Raw genomic sequence first — 18,217 nt, forward strand, 5'->3', positions numbered from 1 at the left:
GGCGGGCCTTGCTGCTCGGGTCTTCGGCGGATCTGGCATGGATCGCGACGCGGATCGACGTTCAGATCGTTCCGGGCAGGCTATAAAGCATGTGACGCCGGGGGGGTAGGCGGGAAATGGTCAGAGCTGCGCCAGGGCCAGCCAGAAGAGCGCCCCCAGAAGGGCCATCCCGAAGATGAAAAGGGCCACCTGCCAGGCGCGCGGCAGCCGCCAGCCGGTAGGCAGGGCGCCGGGGATCGGGGGCAGCACCCCGCTGGCGGCCCGCGCCGAGAGCGGGGCCAGCCCGATGGGTGTGTAGGTGGTGCCATAGCGCCCGACCAGGCTGAGGCCACGGGGCAGCGGCAGGACCCTTTCCTCCAGGCCCGCGATCCGTCCGCGCACCAGCACCGCCGGCGCGGTCAGCGCTTCCAGTCTCTGGCGGTCGCCGGCCACGGCGGCGGCATCAAGCCCAAGCCCCTCGACCAGGTAGCCCGCAAGGCCCACGCCCTCCAGGTCTTCGGGGTTCACCAACTCCAGCTCGCCATCGGCCTCGGGCGAAAGCCCCAGCAGACCGGCCAGCGTCCGGCCCGCTTGGCCATTGAGCCGTTTCGGCGCCAGAAGCGGTGCCATCTGCGGCACCTCCGGGTCGACGGCCAGCACGAAGACCGCATCGCGGTCGGTGGGGCCGAGGCTCAGCACCTCGGCGCTGGCGGGGATGGTGGTTTCAGGATCGGCGGGCATGGCGGGCCTCTCGTTCAGGGTGTCCCGGGCGGTCTTCGGGCTGCGGAGCTTTTCGGTCTGGGCGAAGACCTCGCGCGTGTCTTCTATCCATTCAAACCCGATGCAGCGGCTGCGGGTTCCGCGTTTCACCCGCATGGTCTTCCCGGTGAGGGAAAGAGAGGGCGGCAGGCCGGGCTCAAAGCTGACCCTTGAACTAGGCGTCAGGCGGCGGCTGTCCAGCCTCCGTCCCCGCACCCGGACAGGCTGCGGCCGGGTCGGACGGGGCAGATCCGCAAGGCTCAGGCCCCCGGTTCGGCCCCTCGCTTCAGGCGGCGGCCTCGGCGGCGCGGCGGGCGCGCAGGTTCTGGGCCAAGAGATCCATGGCGGCCATGCGCACAGCGACGCCCATCTCGACCTGGTCGCGGATCACGCTGCGGTTGATGTCGTCGGCGATGGTGCCGTCGATCTCGACGCCGCGGTTCATCGGGCCGGGGTGCATGACGATGGCATCGGGGGCGGCATGGGCCAGCTTCTCGGCATCCAGCCCGTAGCGGTGGTAATACTCGCGCTCGGAAGGGATGAAGCCGCCGTCCATGCGTTCCTTCTGCAGGCGCAGCATCATCACGACGTCGACGTCCTTCAGACCCTCTTCCATGCTGTCGTAGATTTCGCAGCCCAGTTCGGCGAAGGCGCCGGGCACCAGGGTCGGCGGACCGACGAGGCGGATGCGGTTCTCCATCTTGTGCAGCAGCAGCAGATTCGAGCGCGCCACGCGGCTATGGGCGATGTCGCCGCAGATGGCGATGTTGAGGCGATGCAGCCGGCCCTTGGCACGGCGGATGGTCAGCGCGTCGAGCAGCGCCTGGGTGGGGTGCTCGTGGCGGCCGTCACCGGCGTTCAGCACGGCACAGTTCACCTTCTGCGCCAGCAGGTCGACGGCACCGGAATTGGGGTGACGCACCACCAGCAGGTCGGGGTGCATGGCGTTCAGCGTCAGCGCGGTGTCGATCAGGGTCTCGCCCTTCTTCACCGAGGAGGCCTGCATCGCCATGTTCATCACGTCTGCGCCAAGCCGCTTGCCCGCCAGCTCGAAGCTGGCCTGGGTGCGGGTGGAGTTCTCGAAGAACATGTTGATCTGGGTAAGTCCCGCCAGCGCCTCGGAATGCTTGTCGGCAGAGCGGTTGAGGGCCACGTATTCCTCGGCCCGGTCCAGCAGGGTGGTGATCTCGTCGGGGGCCAGATGCTCGATCCCGAGAAGGTGCTGCTGCCTGAAGCTCATGGGGCTCTCCTGCCATGCCGGTGTTGGGGGCTTATAGGACGGGGGACGGGGCGGCGGCAATGCCAAGCTCCGGATGTCCCGCAGGCGCTTTCCTGTCCCCGGGGGGCGGGATAGGGTGGCGGCATGGAATCGACGCCTCCCCAAGATATGGCTCCTGAGATGGATTGGCACCTCGCCCGTGCCCTGCTGGAATGGCAGGTCGAGATGGGCGTGGATGAATGCATCGCGGAAAGCCCCGTGGATCGCTTCGACCTGCCCGTCGAGGCGCCGAGGGCCCGCAGGCAGCAGCCCGAGGCCCCGGTGGTGCGGCAGGAGATCGACGCCGCCGAGATGGCGCGTCAGGCCGCCCAGGGTGCCGAGAGCCTGGACGCCCTGCGCGAGGCCATGGCCGCCTACGAGCATTGCGAGCTGAAGCGCGGCGCGCGCAACCTGGTCTTCTCGGATGGCAACCCGGCGGCACGGGTGATGATCCTGGGCGAGGCACCGGGCCGCGACGAGGACCGCGAGGGCAGGCCCTTCGTCGGGCGTGCCGGCCAGCTGCTGGACCGGATGCTGGAGGCCATCGGCCTCTCGCGCTCTGCCGAAGAGCCCGAAGAGGCGGTCTATATCACCAATGTGCTGCCCTGGCGGCCGCCGCAGAACCGTGACCCCAAGCCCGAAGAGATCGCCATGATGCTGCCCTTCGTGCAACGCCATGTGGCGCTGGTGCAGCCCAAGGTGCTGGTGCTCATGGGCAATATCGCCTGCCAGGCGGCGCTGAACAAACGCGGCATCCTCAAGCTGCGTGGCGGCTGGTCCCAGGCCTTCGGCCTGCCTGTGCTGCCGATGACCCACCCCGCCTACCTGCTGCGCCAGCCCCAGGCCAAGCGCGAGGCCTGGTCGGATCTCCTGTCGCTGAAGGCGAAACTGGAGACCCTCTGACATGGCCATCGACTGGCTGCTGCTCTTGACCTTCGTCCCCGCCTCGCTGGCGCTGAACCTGACGCCGGGGGCGGACATGATGTTCTGCGCCGGCCAGGGGCTGCGCGCCGGTCCCGCGGCGGCCTGGCGGGCCAGTGGCGGCGTGGCCCTTGGCGGGCTGATCCATGCCACGGTGGCGGGTCTCGGCGTCGGTAGCCTCGTGGCCGCCCATCCCGGCGCGCTGCAGGCGATCCGCTGGATCGGCGCGGGCTACCTGCTGTGGATGGCCTGGCAGATCCTGCGCGCCGAGGCCGCCGGGCCGGACCTGCGCCCGGCCCGCCCCTTCCGTGACGGGCTGCTGGTCAATCTGACCAATCCCAAGGTGATCCTCTTCATCCTGGCCTTCGTGCCGCAGTTCATCGACGCCGCGGCGCCGCTGCTGCCACAGTTCCTGCTCTATGGCGCGGTGCTCTCGCTGGGGGGCTTCGTGGTCAACGGTCTGGCCGGGGCGCTGGCCGGGCTGGCGCAGGCCCGCTTGTCGGGACAGGGGGTCTGGCTCCGCCGTGTCTCTGCCGGTATCTTCACCCTTCTGGCCTTGCGCTTGGTACTTGGTGAAAGGAGCTGAAATGGCCGCCGCAGACCGTCCCTTCATTCCCGTGCGCATCGCCGTGCTGACCGTTTCGGACAGCCGCGGCCTTTCCGAGGACCGCTCGGGGCGGACCCTGGTCGAGCGCATCGAGAAGGCGGGCCACGTGCTGGCCGCGCGCCAGATCCTGCCCGACGAGCGCGACCTGATCCGTGACCAGCTTTCCGCCTGGGTGGCCGACAAGGGGATCGACGTGGTGATCTCGACCGGGGGCACCGGCCTGACGGGGCGCGACGTGACCGTCGAGGCGCATCGCGATGTCTACGAGAAGGAGATCGACGCCTTCTCGACCGTCTTCACCATCATCTCGATGCAGAAGATCGGCACCTCTGCCGTGCAGAGCCGCGCCACCGGCGGCGTGGCGGGGGGCACCTACCTCTTCGCGCTGCCCGGCAGCCCCGGCGCCTGCCGCGATGCCTGGGACGAGATCCTGGTGAAGCAGCTCGATTACCGGCACATGCCCTGCAATTTCGTTGAAATAATGCCCCGCCTGGATGAGCATCTACAGCGAAAGACCTGAAACCTGATTATTTCAGTCGTAACGCAGATGTTTCTTGGAATAGGGTAGGGTCTCGGGGACACTCCCGCCACCTCCGCCTCACGGATCCAGACGACAATGCGCTTTATGACCCGCAGCCTCATGGGGCTGTTCCTTCTTTCGGTGACCCTTGGCCTGCTGACCTATGCGGGCAGCCTGATCTACGACGCGGTCGAGGTCCGCATGAACCGCGAGCCCTTCATGCCCCGCGGGCGCGAGCGCGAGTTCGCGGTGAACGTGGTCGAGGCACGCGCCGAGACCATCGCTCCGGTGCTGACGGTCTTCGGCGAGGTGCAGAGCCGCCGCACGCTGGATATCCGCGCCGCCGCCAGCGGCCAGGTGGTCGAGCTGGCGCCGGAGTTCGTCGAGGGGGGGCAGGTGCGCGAAGGCCAGTTCCTGCTGCGCATCGACCCGGCCCAGGCCGAGGCGGCGCGTGACCGTGCCCAGGCCGATCTTGCCGATGCCGAGGCCGAGGTGCGCGACGCCAACCGTGCCATCGGCATCGCCCGTGACACCCTTGCCGCCGCCGAGGACCAGGCGCAGCTGCGCGTCCGCGCGCTGGAGCGGCAGAACACCCTGATGGAGCGCGGCGTGGGCTCTGCCGCCGCCCAGGAAGACGCCGAGCTCGCCGTCTCTTCGGCCCGCCAGGCGGTGCTTTCGGCGCGCAACGCCCTTGCCTCTGCCGAGGCGCGCATCGACAGCGCCGATACCGCCCTGTCCCGTGCCCGCATCGCCAGCCAGGAAGCCGAGCGCGACCTGGCCGATACCGTGCTGCGCGCGGGCTTCGATGGCACACTGTCCGGTGTCACCCTGGTCCAGGGCCGGCTGGTCTCTGCCAACGAAGCCCTGGCCGAGCTGATCGATCCGGCAGCGCTCGAGGTCTCTTTCCGCGTCTCGACACCGCAATATGCCCGCCTGCTGGACGAGGACGGACGCCTGCGCGGCCTGCCCGTCGAGGTGGCGCTCGAGGTCTTCGGCACCACGCTCTCGGCAGAGGGGGCGATCACCCGCGACAGCGCCGCCGTGGCCGAGGGCCAGACCGGGCGGCTGTTGCTGGCCGACCTGCAGGAGGCGCGCGGTCTCAAGCCCGGCGATTTCGTCACCGTGCGCGTGCAGGAGACCCCGATCCCCGACCTGATCCGCCTTCCGGCCACGGCGCTTTCCGCCGCCGAGACGGTGCTGGTCATCGGAGAGGACAACCGGCTGGAAGAGCTTGAGGCCCCGCTGATCCGCCGCCAGGGCGACGACGTGCTGGTGCGCGCCGCCGCGCTGGAGGGCCGCGACGTGGTGGCGCAGCGCACGCCTCTGCTGGGGGCCGGCATCCTGGTCCGTGCCATGCGCGCTCCCGGTGCCGAAACCGGTGGCGCAGGGGCCGAGGTGACGCCCGAAGCGCAGATGATCTCTCTCACGCCCGAGCGCCGCGCCGAGCTGGTCGAGATGGTGCGCGCCAATGACCGGATGCCCGAAGAGATCCGCAGCCGCGTGCTGAGCCAGCTCGAGAATCCCGAGGTGCCGGCGCAGATGATCGAGCGGATCGAAAACCGGCGCGGAGGCTGATCCCATGATGCGCGACGCGCCCGGCCCCGCGCAGGGCATCCTTGGCTACTTCGTCCGCCACCGCACCGCGGCCAACCTGCTGCTGGTGCTGATGCTGGCGGCGGGCATCGCGGCGCTGCCGCGCATGCGGGCGCAGTATTTCCCCGATATCGTCGTCGATGACATCCGCGTCGCGGTCGCCTGGGACGGTGCCGGGGCCGAGGACGTGGATCGCGCCATCGTGCAGCTGCTGGATCCGGCGCTGATGGCGGTCGAGGGCGTGCTGGCGAGCGAGAGCCGCTCGACCGAGGGACGTGCCAGCATCACGCTGGAATTCGAGCCCGGCTGGGACATGGCCCGCGCCGCCGAGGACGTGCAATCGGCGCTCGACGGGGTGTCCTCCCTGCCCGAAGAGGCCGAGGACCCGCAGATCACCCGCTCAGGCTGGTGGGACACGGTGACCGACGTGGTGATCACCGGCCCCGTGGGCACCGACCAGATCGCCCGCTTCGCCGATGAGCTGGTCACCCGCCTTTTCGCCGAGGGTGTCACGCGCACCACCATCCGGGGCCTCGCCGCGCCGCGCGTGGTGGTCGAGGTGCCCTCGCTGAGCCTGATCACCCATGACGTGACCATGGCCGATATCTCGGCCGTCATCGCCGCAGAGGTGGATGCCAACCCGGCCGGCGACGTGACCGGGGCCAATGCGCGTATCCGGGCCGGCAGCGAGAAACGCTCGGCCAGCCAGATCGAGGCGCTGGTGCTGCGCTCGAACCCCGATGGCTCGACCTTGACTGTGGGCGACCTGGCCCGTGTCCGGGTCGAGGGGGTGGACCGCGAGCGCACCTATTTCGTCGGCGACAACCCGGCCATTTCGATCAATGTCTCGCGCAACGAGATGGGCGATGCCATCGACATCCAGCGCCGCGTCGAGGAGGTCGCCGCCGAGATGGAGGCCACCCTGCCCGAGGGCACCTCGATCGACCTGATCCGCACGCGGGCCGAGCAGATCTCGGGGCGTCTCGATATCCTGATCGAGAACGGGGCCATGGGCCTGGGCCTGGTGCTGGCGCTGCTGTTCCTATTCCTCAACGTGCGCTCCGCGATCTGGGTCGCCGCCGGTATCCCGGTGGCCATGCTGACCGCCATCGCGCTGATGTATGTCTCTGGCCTGACGCTGAACATGATCTCGCTTTTCGCGCTGATCATCACCCTGGGCATCGTGGTGGATGACGCCATCGTGGTGGCCGAATACGCCGACGCGCGGGTGCGCCGCTCGGGCGAGGGCCCGGTGGAGGCCGCCGAAAGCGCGGCCCGGCGCATGGCCATGCCGGTCTTCTCGGCCACCCTGACCACCATCATCGCCTTTTTCGGCCTGACGGTGATCGAGGGCCGCTTCGGAGAGATGATCGCCGATATCCCCTTCACCGTCATCGTGGTGCTGCTGGCCTCGCTGGTGGAATGCTTCCTGATCCTGCCCAACCACATGTCCCACGCCCTGGCCCATTCGGGCGAGGATCGCTGGTACGACATGCCCTCGCGCCTGGTGAACCGGGGCTTCGCCTGGGTGCGGCGGCACCTCTTCCGCCCGCTGATGGCGCTGGTGATCAAGGCCCGCTACCCGGTGCTTGCGCTGGTGGTGGCGATCTTCGCCACCCAGATGTCGGCCTTCATCCGTGGCGACCTGCAATGGCGCTTCTTCAGCTCGCCTGAGCGTGGCTCGGTCACCGGCAACTTCATGATGGCCCCCGGCGCCACCCGTGAGGACTCGCTGGCGATGATGCAGGAGCTTCAGCGCGCCACCAACGCCCTGGCGGCGCGGCTTGAAGCCGAACACGGCACCAACCCGCTGGATTACGTGATCGCCGAGATCGGCGGCAACTCGGGCCGCCCGCTTGCGGGGTCGGACACCAAGGACCCGCACCAGCTGGGGGCGATCACAATCGAGCTCATCGAGCCCGATTTCCGTCCCTACTCCAGCAATACCTTCGTGGCGCAGCTCCAGCAGGAGGTGCAGGCCCACCCCCTGGCCGAGGTCGTCTCTTTCCGGGGCTGGGGCTCGGGGCCCGGCGGCGACTCGCTGGAGGTGCAGTTCTACGGCGCCGATGCGGATGTGCTGAAGGCGGCCTCGATGGCGCTGCAACAGGCGGTGCTGCGCTACCCCGAGGTCTCGGCGGTAGAGGACAACCTGTCCTACGACAAGGAAGAGATGATCCTCGAGCTGACTCCGCAGGGCCAGGCGCTTGGCTTCACCGTCGACCAGCTGGGCCGCGTGCTGCGCAACCGGCTGAACGGCATCGAAGCGGCGACCTACCCGGTGGGGCCGCGCTCGGCCGCGATCCGCGTCGAGCTGCCGGAAAGCGAGCTGTCGGCAGACTTCCTGGAGCGGATGATGCTGCGCAGCCCCGAGGGCGCCTACGTGCCGCTGGCCGATATCGTGCAGGTCGAGCGCCGTTCGGGCTTCTCGACCGTGCGGCGCGAGAACGGGCTTCGGGTGCTGACGGTCAACGGCGAGATCTCGGACGATGACCCGGCCCGCGCGGCAGAGATCCAGCGCACCCTCGAGACCGATATCCTGCCCCGCATCGCTGCCGAACAGCAGGTGGAGTTCCGCCTGGGCGGCCTGTCCGAGCAGGAAGACCGCTTCATGTCCGATGCGCTCTTCGGCTTCACCATGGTGATGGCGGGGATCTACCTCGTATTGTCCTGGGTCTTTGCCAGCTGGACCCGGCCGCTGGTGGTGATGGCGATCATTCCCTTCGGACTGGTGGGGACCTTCTACGGCCACATGATCTGGGACGTGCCGCTGTCGATGTTCACGGTGGTGGGTCTGCTGGGCATGACCGGGATCATCATCAACGACTCGATCGTGCTGGTCTCGACCATCGACGAATATGCCGAGACGCGCGGGCTGCGTCCGGCGATCATCGACGGCGCGGCGGACCGGCTGCGGCCGGTGATGCTGACCACCATGACCACGGTGCTGGGCCTGGCGCCGCTGCTCTACGAGAAATCCAGCCAGGCGCAGTTCCTGATGCCGACGGTGATCACGCTGGTCTACGGGCTGGGCTTCGGCATGGTGCTGGTGCTGCTGGTGGTGCCCGCGCTGCTGGCGATGCAGGAAGACGTGGCGCGCATGCGCCGGGGGCTGCGCCGGGCGCTCTCCAGCCGGAGAGCCGGGGCGCTGCAGGTGATCTCGCTCGTCGGGGTGGTGCTTATGCTGGGCTGGCTCGGGGCCACCATGGGCCACGTGATCGTCACCGGCAGCCTCATCGCGCCGCTGGCCGGGCTGCTGCCGGTGCCGCCGCTGGCGGCGGCGCTGCTTCTGTTCCTGTCGGGGATGGCGGCGCTGGTGTTGCTGCTCTTCCTGGGCGCGGCACTGGCCTCTGCGGGCAGGCGGCGCGCGGCCTGAGACCTTGGCTCTGCGGGCGGGCTTCTCAGCCCGCTTCGCAGCCGTCGATCTCTACCGCGTAGCTCTGCCCCAGCACGGTGATCTTCAGCGCCGAGCGATCAAGGTGCAGCGCGCCCGACATCGGAGCATGGATCAGCGCATTGGCGATCAGGGTGCCGCCCTCGCGGCGGGTCACCGCATCCGAGACCATGAGCTCGGGCCAGGGGGCCTCGATCACCGTCACCTCGCGGCCGCCGGCAGAGGGCATCTGCAGATGCGCTTCGACCCGCATGCCCTTGGGGTCGGGGAAAACATGGCAGGTGGCGCGGCGGACCCGGCCTTCGGCGGCAGAGTAGGGCCGCCCGGCGAGCGCCGCGGCGATGCGCGGATCGGTCTTCTGATCGGTGGCGGAAAGCTCGGCGCTGATCGTCACCTCGAGTGGGACGCAGACGTTCTTGCAGACGCCGAGAAAGATCTCTCCCTCCAGCCGCACCGGCGCCGCTCCGTCCTCGGGCGTGATGCGCAGGGGCAGGATGACCCGGTCGTGGTAGACATAGCTGCGGTCTCCGCCCTGGTTCCAGACCTCGGGGCTGGGCCAGACGATGTCGAGGGTTTCCAGGTTGCCCGAGCCGGCCCAGTTGAAGACCGGCGGAATGCCGGCGCTGCCGGGCACGCGCCAATAGGTCTTCCAGCCATCCTCCAGCGTCAGCTCAAGGCCTGCCACATGGCTGCCGTCCGCTTCGCGCCAGCCGTCCAGCACCCGCGCAGAGACCACGTCGCCGTAGGGATTCGCCGCCAGCGGGCGCGCTGCAGCGGGAACCAGAGCCAAGAGCAACATAGATAGGCAGGTGGCAGATTTGATCATGGCAGATCAATGACCGCAGAGCGCGCAAAAGCCAACTCACAAAGAGGCGAATGGTAATTTACCGCGCGAGAACCTGTTTCTGATCAACGTCTTTTTGGTTGCAAATGACGCGGGCGAGCGTCAAAATTGATTTACAGGTGGGGATTTGTACGGGTCTTTAGGGGCAGAAAAATTGCCGAGACAGTTCAATCTCACCGGCAAAGGTTTAATTGCCATGCCGGGTTTATCGGATGAGCGCTTTTCCCATGCGGTCATCGTGGTCTGTGCCCATTCCGCCGAAGGGGCAATGGGGATCGTGGTGAACAAGCCCGCCGACCATGTCTCGATGACGACCCTCTTCCGCCAGCTCTCCATTCCCTGCTCGGTTCCGATCCGTCCCAACCCCGTCTATGCCGGTGGCCCGGTGGACATGGAGCGCGGTTTCGTGCTGCACAGCCCCGATTACGACGCGGCGCTCTCGACCCTGCATGTGAACCCCGATTTCGCCATGACGGCTTCTCTCGACGTGCTCGAGGACATTGCCCAGGGGCGCGGGCCCAATGTCTCTTTATTGGCGCTTGGCTATTGTGGCTGGGCCCCCGGCCAGCTCGAGGCCGAGATCACCGACAATGGCTGGCTGGTGGGGGACATGACGCAGGGGCTGGTCTTCTCGACCGATGACGAGCGCAAGTGGGACATGGCCATGGCCGCCCAGGGCATCGACCCGCGCTCGCTTTCGGCCACCTCCGGCCGCGCCTAGTCGCGGGGGGCCGCCGCGCGCCGCAGCCGATCGTTGATCGCCCGTCCGATGCCCGTCTCGGGGATCGGCGACACCGCGATCCGCTCCACCCCGTCCTGGTCCATCTGATGCAAGAGCGCGAAGAGCCGCGCCGCGGCCTCTGCAAGCTCGCCTGCGGGCGAGAGGTTGTAGGGCGTCTCGACCGGGCCGAAGCCCAGCAGGGTCTCATCGGGGGCGGGGGTGGTGACATCCAGCCGAACCGCGCCGCGCGGGGCGTAATGCGACAGCATCTGGCCTGGTGCCTCGATCCCCGCCTGGTCGTTCTCCGACAGGATGAGGCCGGTGGCGGAAAAGATTTCTTCGGCGCCGATGCTGCCCGGACGCAGCAGGCGCACGCGGCCGTCGGAAGCCACCGCGAGGATCGTCGACTCGAGCCCCACGCTGCAGGCCCCACCGTCGACCACCGCGCCGATCCGACCGTCGAGACCGGCCAGGACGTGGGCGGGCTCGGTCGGGCTGATCCGGCCCGAAGGGTTGGCGGAGGGCGCGGCGAGGGGGCCTCCGAAGCTGTTGATCAGGGCGCGGGCGACCGGGTGGGCGGGCATGCGCAGGGCCAGCGTCGGCAGGCCCGCGGTGACCCGCTGCGCCACGGCGGCGCCAGCGCGGCGCGGCAGCACGAGGGTCAGCGGGCCGGGCCAGAAGGCGGCGGCCAGCGCCAGCGCCTCGGGCGGGAACTCGGCCAGGCTCTCGGCCATTTGCATCGAGCCCACATGGGCGATGAGCGGGTTGTGAGAGGGCCGTCCCTTGGCCGCGTAGATCGCTTCGACCGCCGCATCGGATCCCGCGTCGCCGGCCAGCCCGTAGACGGTCTCGGTCGGCATGGCGACCAGCTGACCCGCGCGCAGCAGCTTTGCCGCGCGGTCGAGGGAGGCACTGTCGCTGCCCAGTCTCAGGGTGGTGGCCATGGCTCTCCGGTCCTTGGCGGTTGCCGCAGGGTGCCGGGCAGGGCCCGGGTTTGTGACGCCGCGTTTGGCTTTGATGAACTTCGCCCGGCGGTTACCTTTGCAACCCGGACCCCGCTGTCCTACAGCCGGGGCCAGTGCTTGCCAAGCCGCCGAGGGAGGAACAACTCATGCCGTTTCGCGCACCCCTGGAAGACTTTCGCTTCCTCTTCGATCACGTGGTCGGCTTCGCCGACATCGCCGCCACCGAGCGCTTCGCCGAGGCCTCTCCCGAGACGGTGGATGCCATCCTCTCTGAGCTGGGCAAGCTGACCGAGGAAATTTGGGCGCCGCTGAACCGCTCGGGCGACCTGGACCCGGCGACGCTGGAGAACGGCGTTGTCCGCACTTCCAAGGGCTTCGCCGACGGCTTCCGCGCCCTGGCAGAAGGTGGCTGGCTGGGCCTGTCCGCCGGAGAGGAGCACGGCGGCATGGGCCTGCCGCTGACCCTGACCTCGGCGATGAACGACATGCTTTCGGCCTCCTGCCTGTCGCTGGGACTGAACCCGCTGCTGACCCAGGGCCAGGTCGAGGCGCTGGAGCATCACGCCAGCGACGCGCTGAAGGCGATCTACCTGCCCAAGCTGATCTCCGGCGAATGGACCGGCACGATGAACCTGACCGAGCCCGCCGCGGGATCTGACGTCGGCGCCCTGCGCTCGAAGGCAGAGCCGAACGGCGACGGCACCTATGCGATCTCGGGTCAGAAGATCTATATCTCCTGGGGGGATCACGACTTCGGCGGCAATGTCTGTCACCTGGTGCTGGCCCGCCTGCCTGACGGCGCACCTGGCACCAAGGGCATCAGCCTCTTCATGGTGCCCAAGTACCTGCCCAACGAGGACGGCTCCCTGGGAGATGCCAACAGCCTGCGGGTGGTCAGCCTCGAGCACAAGATGGGCCTGCATGGCAGCCCGACCGCGGTGATGGAATACGACGGTGCCACCGGCTGGCTGGTCGGTGAAGAGCACAAGGGCATGGCCGCGATGTTCACGATGATGAACAACGCCCGCCTGGGTGTCGGCATCCAGGGCATCGGCGCTGCCGAGGGCGCCTACCAGAAGGCGCTGGCGTTCTCGCTCGAGCGCAAGCAGGGCCGCACGCCGCTCGAGGGCAAGGGCGGCACCGGCACCATCGTCGATCATGCCGACGTGCGCCGCATGCTGGCCTCGATGCGCGCCGATATCTTCACCGCCCGCGCCATCGCGCTGAGCTGCGCCGTGGCGCTGGACATGTCGACGGCCACCGGCGCGCCCGAATGGGCCGCCCGCGCTGCCTTCCTGACCCCGATCGCCAAGGCCTTCGGCACCGAGACCGGCATGCGGGTCAGCGAAGAGGGCGTGCAGGTCCATGGCGGCATGGGCTTCATCGAGGAAACCGGCGCCGCGCAGTACTACCGCGATGTCCGCGTCACGGCGATCTACGAGGGCACCAACGGCATCCAGGCCATGGATCTCGTGGCGCGCAAGATGATGGACAAGGGCGAAGCGGCAATGGCGCTCATCGACGAGATCGAGGGCTTCGCCGAGACCCTGCGCGCGGAGGCGCCCGAGCTGGCAGAGCCGCTCTGGCAGTCGGTCGAGACCCTGCGCGAGGCCACCGAGTGGATGCTGGCCCAGGGCGATCTGAACGAGCGTTTCGCAGGGTCCGTGCCCTACCTGATGGGCTTTGCCCGCGTGCTGGGCGGCTACTTCCACCTGAAGGCCGCGCAGGCCGAGGGGGGGCAGGGGCCGCGTGCGCGCCTGGCCGAGTTCTACATCCGCCGCCTGCTGCCCGAGCACGTGGGCCTGCTGGCCCATGCCACCGTGGGCACCGCCGATCTCTACGCGCTCAGCGTAGAGGACCTTTCGGCGTGACCCATCCCGGCGCCATCCGCTTCCCCTGGGAAGAGGCCCCCGCCCCCGGAGATGCGGTCGAGATCGCCGAAGGCATCCTGTGGATTCGCATGCCGCTGCCGATGGCGCTGAACCATGTGAACCTCTATGCGCTCGACGAGGGCGATGGCTGGACGCTGGTCGACACCGGCGTCCATTCCGCCAAGGCCGTCTCCATGTGGGAGACCCTGCTGGCCGGCCCCCTGGGCGGCAAGCCGGTGACGCGTGTCCTGACCACCCATCACCACCCCGACCATATCGGCATGACCGGCTGGTTCATCGAGCGCGGGGCCGAGCATCTGACCTCGCGCACCGCCTACCTCATGGCGCGCATGCTGCTGCTGGATGTCGAAGAGACCCCCAGCCCGCAGGCCGAGGCCTTCTGGCGCCGTGCCGGAATGGACCCGCGCGTCCTGGCCAAGCGGCTTGCGGACCGGCCCTTCAACTTCGCCGATATCGTCCACCCGCTGCCCCTGGGCTTCACCCGCCTGCAGGAGGGCGAGGTGCTGCGTGCCGGGGGCCGTGACTGGGACATCCGCATGGGGCAGGGGCATGCGCCCGAGCATGTCACCCTGTGGTCGCGTGACGACAACCTGGTGATCGGCGGCGATCAGCTGCTCTCGTCCATCAGCCCGAATATCGGCGTCCATCCGACCGAACCCGAGGCCGATCCACTGGGAGAGTTCCTGGAGGTCAGCCGCTCCCTGCTGGAACATGCCCGAGACGATCAGCTGGTGCTCTGCGGGCACAAGCTGCCCTATACCGGCCTGCCGGTGCGGCTGCGCCAGATGGTCGACAACCATGTCTCTGGGCTGGAACGGCTGAAGGTCTTCCTGGCCATGCCGCGCACCGCCGTCGAATGCTTCCCGCAGCTCTTCATGCGCAAGATCGACGATGGCAACTACGGGCTGGCCATGGCCGAGGCCGTGGCGCATCTGAACTACCTTCACCGCAGGGGTGACATCTCTCGCCGGGCGCGCAAGGATGGGGCCTGGCTGTGGCAAAGCGGAAGGTAGGCCGAGCATGCAAGAAGAGATGATCTCGACCAGCGCCGAGGCGGTGGAGGATTCGATTCTGCCCTGCCGCCACGAGGCCCGCGCCGACGGGGTGGAACCCGCAGCACCGCTGCCCGAGAACGTGATCGACAAGCCCGTGGCCTCGAAGAGCCCCGCCGCCTGGGCCTACGAGCGGTTGATCCTCTACATCCAGCAGTTTGAAGAGACCCTGGACAGCGACCACGAGGTCGCCATGGGATTCGCCGGTGGTGATGCGGGCGTGCTGCGGATCGAGGGCATGGGCTATTTCGACCCCGATATCGTGACCTTCTCGGGCACCGACGCGCATGGCGTGCGGACCCAGCTGGTACAGCATGTCAGCCAGCTTTCGGTGATCCTGCGGGCCATGCCCAAGGTCACGCAACATGCTGAACCTGCACGCATCGGCTTCCGTTTGCGGGCAGATCTGGAAAAGACCGGCAAGTGATACGGGCCATGTGCCGCAGAGGTCCCTGAATCAGGTGACAGCCCCGGCATGATGCAGTATTCGAGCCATAGGAAACGACCCGCGGAGGATCTGCACGATGGCCGAGCACAAGCATGGCGAAATGGAAATTGAAACTCAGGAAAAGACCTTCGAGGGCTTCATCAAGGCAAGCGCCTGGGTGGCCGGTCTGTCGATCGGCGTGCTGATCTTCCTCGCCCTGTTCAACAGCTGAGCCATTGCCCGCGCCTGGACCGGGCCCCGCGAGGGGTTGACCCGGCGCGGAGACCGCGGAGCGCCTCATGACACGTCTGCTTCTTGTCCTCGCAGCCCTTGCAACACTTGCCGGCTGCGGGCCCCGGAATGCTGATTACGTGCAGCCCGCACCGGAGGTGGCCCGCGGCCACTACGTGCATGACGGCCCGCCCTCGCTGACCCTGATCACGATCCGCACCAATGACACCGGCAAGGGCTCTCATACCGCGCTGATGATCAATGCCGAAGAGCGGGTGATCTTCGACCCGGCGGGCTCGTTCCGCCATTCGCAGATCCGCCGCGAAGGGGATGTGCTGGTCGGTATCAGCCCGATCTTCTGGCAGGGCTTCCGCTCGATGCATGCGCGCGCCACCCACCGGGTCGAGACACAGACCGTCGTGGTCTCGCCCGAGGTGGCCTCGATGGCGCTTGCCCTGGCCTATCGCAGCGGCGCGGCGCCGGCGGCCCATTGCGCCCGCAACACCTCCAACCTGCTGGCCCAGCTTCCGGGGTTCGAGGGCATGCGCCCCACCTGGTACCCCAACGAGCTGGAAGAGCGCTTCATCGAGGCGACAGGGGCCGAGACGGTCGTTTACTACGAAGATTTCACCCCGCCGGGCGGTCTGCCCGCCAACGGGGTTCTGGGCATCGACACCACCACGGTGGCAAGCCTCGAAGAGAGCTGAGACCCGGCCAGGGTCACGGCGCCCTGTCGCGTCAGCCGAGCATCCAGAGCATCAGGTAGAGCACCGCGAGCCCGCCGAGGATCGCCAGCATCGTGCGGCGCAGCCAGACCCCCAGCACCAGTGTGACCAGCGCCGCCGTCAGGCGCGCGGGGTCGAGGTCTCCGCCCGTGGCGGAGGGCCAGACGACCAGCGGCGCGACCAGCGCCGGCAGCACCGCGACCGGCGTGTAGCGCAGGTGGCGCAGCAGCCATTCCGGCATCTGGCGATTGCCGACCAGCCCCAGGAAAGCGAAGCGCAGTAGGAAGCTGCCGATGCCGAGGCCCAGCATCACGATCCACAGATCGGCGGTCTCGATGGCGGCGAGGGGCGCGGTCTCGGGGCTCATGAGCGGTCCTCCAGGCGTTTCTCGAGGGCGGCACCGGTCATCATCCCGGCCAGGGCCGCGATCAGCAGGCCCAGGTTATAGGGCAGCCCGGCGAAGACCAGCGCCAGCAGGATGGCGACACCGGCCGCCATCATCTGCGCCTTGGTCAGCAGCATGGGCGAGACCATGGCGATGAAGGTGATGGGCAGGGCGAAATCCAGCGCCAGCTCGGGCGGGATGGCCGAGCCGACCAGCGCGCCGACCACGGTCATCGCATACCACATCGGACAGATCGGCAGGATCACCCCGAAGAAATAGGCCATGCGCTGCGCCGTCGACCACTCGCGGTGCTTCTCGAAGGCGACGATCGAACAGGCATAGCTCTGGTCGACGAGAAAATAGGCGGCCACGGCGCGCTTCCACAGCGGCGCGTCGCCAAGGTAGGGCGTCAGCGAGGCCGAATACATCGCCATCCGCAGGTTCACCGCCAGCGCCGAGACTAGCGCCACCACGACCGGAGCCCCGTCGCGCAGCAGCTGCAACGAGGCGAACTGCGACGCACCAGCGATCACGGCGATGGAATAGACCAGCGCCTCGTAGACCGTCAGCCCGGCCTCGGTGGCCACCACCCCGAAGAGCATGGCGAAGGGAGAGACGACCAGAAGGAAGGGGGCACCATCGCGCAAGCCCTGAAAGAAGACGGGGCGAGTGCTGGCCTGTGCCGAAGGGTCTGCGTAAGATGTCATGAGACGTCTGCTAGCGCGCGCCCCCCGAAGAGGCAATCCGAGATCCATGCACATCCGCTTTTCCGCAACTTCCGGAATGCCCATCTGCCTCTGGCGGGGCTGCCCATGATTTTGGCGGGCATGATCCTTGCCGGCGGGCTCTCGCGGCGCATGCAGGGCCACGACAAGGCGCTGGTGCAGCTCAAGGGGCGGCCTCTGCTGGGTCATGTACTGGCGCGGCTCGAGCCGCAGGTCTCCGAGCTGGCGGTGAACTTCAATGGCGCGCCGGACAGGCTGTCGGGTCTGCGCCTGCCGGTCTGCCCCGATACGCTGCCGGGCCATCCCGGCCCGCTGGCCGGGGTGCTGACGGCGATGGACTGGGCGGCGGGGCTCGGTGCGGAACGGGTCTTCACCGTTGCCACCGACACGCCCTTCCTGCCCGGAGACTTCGTGCCTCGCCTGCTGTTGGCGGCGGAAGACTGCGAGGGACCGGTGCTGGCGGCCTCACGCGATGGCCAGGGCGCGCTCAGGGCGCATCCCACCTGCGGGCTCTGGCCCGTGACGCTGCGCGGGCCGCTGCGCCGCGCGCTGGATGACGGTCAGAGGCGGATGATGGGCTGGGCCGAGGCGCAGGGCGCCTGTCTGGCGGAATTCGCCGCTCCGGGGATCGATCCCTTCTTCAACGTGAACACGCCCGAGGACCTGGCCCGCGCCGAGGCGCTTCTGGCCGGGGTCTGAGGGTCTGGCGAAGGGGGGCCGGTTACTCGGTCCTGAGGCCGGTTTCGACCAGCATGTCCTGGCGCTTGGCCTCGAAGTAATAGCCACGGGCGTACCATTTGACGGCGGTCGGCTCGTCTCCGTCCGACAGCAACCAGGCGCCGCGCAGGTATTTCACCGCGTATTTCAAGTTGGTTTCCGCATCCAGTAGATCGGGCGCCGTGCCTCGGAAGCCCATCGAGCGGGCGGTGGCGGGCAGGATCTGCATCAGCCCCCAATAGGGGCCATTGCGCGCCTCGGGCCGGTGGGTGCTCTCGCGGATCACGACCCGCTGCACCAGCGTCACGGGCACTTCGTATTCGGCGGCATATTTCTCGATCAGCCCGCGCAGTTCGGGCGTCTCGTTGGGATAGAGCGGTGCGGGGTCGCGGAAGGCGAGGCTTTCGCTGTCCTGCGGCGTGGCACAGGCCGCCAGCGGCATGAGAAGGATCAGGGCGAGACGGGTCAGAAGGCGCATGCCGGAGCTCGGGGTGGTTTCGGACAC

General features: G+C 68.3%; 19 protein-coding genes. 12 read left to right on the plus strand and 7 right to left on the minus strand.

Annotated features, from left to right (window positions below; all coding sequences use genetic code 11):
* Positions 1-120: 120 nt before the first annotated feature.
* Positions 121-849: a hypothetical protein gene (locus tag CRO50_RS09060; RefSeq protein WP_143516884.1), complete on the minus strand. Its 729-nt coding sequence runs from the start codon at positions 847-849 to the stop codon at positions 121-123.
* 175 nt (positions 850-1,024) lie between these two features.
* Positions 1,025-1,978, minus strand: coding sequence for an aspartate carbamoyltransferase catalytic subunit (locus tag CRO50_RS09065; protein WP_097145584.1), 954 nt, complete (start codon positions 1,976-1,978; stop codon positions 1,025-1,027).
* A 147-nt stretch (positions 1,979-2,125) separates the two neighbouring features.
* Here CRO50_RS09065 and CRO50_RS09070 point away from each other — a divergent pair, with 147 nt between their 5' ends.
* The 5 genes from CRO50_RS09070 (at position 2,126) to CRO50_RS09090 (ending at position 9,010) form a co-directional block, all read left to right on the plus strand.
* Positions 2,126-2,899 (plus strand): uracil-DNA glycosylase, encoded by a 774-nt coding sequence (locus tag CRO50_RS09070; RefSeq protein WP_179747241.1) that lies wholly within the window; start codon positions 2,126-2,128, stop codon positions 2,897-2,899.
* Between the two features lies 1 nt (position 2,900).
* On the plus strand, positions 2,901-3,503 hold the full coding sequence (locus CRO50_RS09075) for a LysE family translocator (RefSeq protein ID WP_097145586.1): 603 nt from the start codon (positions 2,901-2,903) through the stop codon (positions 3,501-3,503).
* A 1-nt stretch (position 3,504) separates the two neighbouring features.
* Positions 3,505-4,044: a molybdenum cofactor biosynthesis protein B gene (moaB, locus tag CRO50_RS09080; RefSeq protein ID WP_097145587.1), complete on the plus strand. Its 540-nt coding sequence runs from the start codon at positions 3,505-3,507 to the stop codon at positions 4,042-4,044.
* Between the two features lie 96 nt (positions 4,045-4,140).
* On the plus strand, positions 4,141-5,619 hold the full coding sequence (locus CRO50_RS09085; protein ID WP_097145588.1) for an efflux RND transporter periplasmic adaptor subunit: 1,479 nt from the start codon (positions 4,141-4,143) through the stop codon (positions 5,617-5,619).
* 4 nt (positions 5,620-5,623) lie between these two features.
* Positions 5,624-9,010, plus strand: coding sequence for an efflux RND transporter permease subunit (locus CRO50_RS09090; RefSeq protein WP_097145589.1), 3,387 nt, complete (start codon positions 5,624-5,626; stop codon positions 9,008-9,010).
* A gap of 25 nt (positions 9,011-9,035) precedes the next feature.
* On the opposite strand, the gene CRO50_RS09095 is transcribed toward CRO50_RS09090, so the two are convergent.
* On the minus strand, positions 9,036-9,854 hold the full coding sequence (locus CRO50_RS09095) for a protein-disulfide reductase DsbD domain-containing protein (protein WP_179747242.1): 819 nt from the start codon (positions 9,852-9,854) through the stop codon (positions 9,036-9,038).
* Between the two features lie 172 nt (positions 9,855-10,026).
* Between CRO50_RS09095 and CRO50_RS09100 the strand changes: the two genes are divergently transcribed.
* A complete protein-coding gene (locus tag CRO50_RS09100) occupies positions 10,027-10,593 on the plus strand; it encodes a YqgE/AlgH family protein (RefSeq protein WP_143516885.1) in 567 nt (188 codons plus the stop codon).
* Here the strand turns inward: CRO50_RS09100 and CRO50_RS09105 are convergent.
* A complete protein-coding gene (locus CRO50_RS09105; protein ID WP_097145592.1) occupies positions 10,590-11,537 on the minus strand; it encodes an L-threonylcarbamoyladenylate synthase in 948 nt (315 codons plus the stop codon). The genes CRO50_RS09100 and CRO50_RS09105 overlap by 4 nt on opposite strands.
* A gap of 167 nt (positions 11,538-11,704) precedes the next feature.
* Between CRO50_RS09105 and CRO50_RS09110 the strand changes: the two genes are divergently transcribed.
* The 5 genes from CRO50_RS09110 (at position 11,705) to CRO50_RS09130 (ending at position 15,867) form a co-directional block, all read left to right on the plus strand.
* The gene (locus CRO50_RS09110; protein ID WP_097145593.1) at positions 11,705-13,429 is read left to right on the plus strand and encodes an acyl-CoA dehydrogenase; all 1,725 of its coding nucleotides are present in this window, start codon (positions 11,705-11,707) and stop codon (positions 13,427-13,429) included.
* Complete coding sequence (locus CRO50_RS09115) at positions 13,426-14,463, plus strand: MBL fold metallo-hydrolase (RefSeq protein WP_097145594.1); 1,038 nt, start codon at positions 13,426-13,428, stop codon at positions 14,461-14,463. The genes CRO50_RS09110 and CRO50_RS09115 overlap by 4 nt, the downstream gene beginning before the upstream one ends.
* Positions 14,464-14,470: 7 nt before the next feature.
* Complete coding sequence (locus tag CRO50_RS09120; RefSeq protein ID WP_097145595.1) at positions 14,471-14,929, plus strand: DUF6173 family protein; 459 nt, start codon at positions 14,471-14,473, stop codon at positions 14,927-14,929.
* Between the two features lie 97 nt (positions 14,930-15,026).
* Positions 15,027-15,161 (plus strand): aa3-type cytochrome c oxidase subunit IV, encoded by a 135-nt coding sequence (locus CRO50_RS09125; protein WP_097145596.1) that lies wholly within the window; start codon positions 15,027-15,029, stop codon positions 15,159-15,161.
* A 67-nt stretch (positions 15,162-15,228) separates the two neighbouring features.
* Positions 15,229-15,867, plus strand: coding sequence for a hypothetical protein (locus tag CRO50_RS09130; RefSeq protein WP_143516886.1), 639 nt, complete (start codon positions 15,229-15,231; stop codon positions 15,865-15,867).
* Positions 15,868-15,898: 31 nt separating this feature from the next.
* On the opposite strand, the gene CRO50_RS09135 is transcribed toward CRO50_RS09130, so the two are convergent.
* A complete protein-coding gene (locus CRO50_RS09135) occupies positions 15,899-16,252 on the minus strand; it encodes an AzlD domain-containing protein (RefSeq protein ID WP_097145598.1) in 354 nt (117 codons plus the stop codon).
* Positions 16,249-16,977 (minus strand): AzlC family ABC transporter permease, encoded by a 729-nt coding sequence (locus CRO50_RS09140; RefSeq protein ID WP_097145599.1) that lies wholly within the window; start codon positions 16,975-16,977, stop codon positions 16,249-16,251. The genes CRO50_RS09135 and CRO50_RS09140 overlap by 4 nt, the downstream gene beginning before the upstream one ends.
* A 105-nt stretch (positions 16,978-17,082) precedes the next feature.
* On the opposite strand from CRO50_RS09140, the gene mobA reads away from it, so the two are divergent.
* Entirely contained in the window at positions 17,083-17,694 is a 612-nt protein-coding gene (gene mobA / locus CRO50_RS09145) for a molybdenum cofactor guanylyltransferase MobA (protein WP_232617655.1), read from the plus strand.
* Positions 17,695-17,716: 22 nt separating this feature from the next.
* Here mobA and CRO50_RS09150 read toward each other — a convergent pair whose 3' ends face one another.
* Entirely contained in the window at positions 17,717-18,190 is a 474-nt protein-coding gene (locus tag CRO50_RS09150) for a transglycosylase SLT domain-containing protein (protein WP_179747243.1), read from the minus strand.
* Positions 18,191-18,217 lie beyond the last annotated feature (27 nt).

This window comes from Pseudooceanicola antarcticus (assembly GCF_900215355.1).
GTDB lineage: Bacteria > Pseudomonadota > Alphaproteobacteria > Rhodobacterales > Rhodobacteraceae > Pseudooceanicola > Pseudooceanicola antarcticus.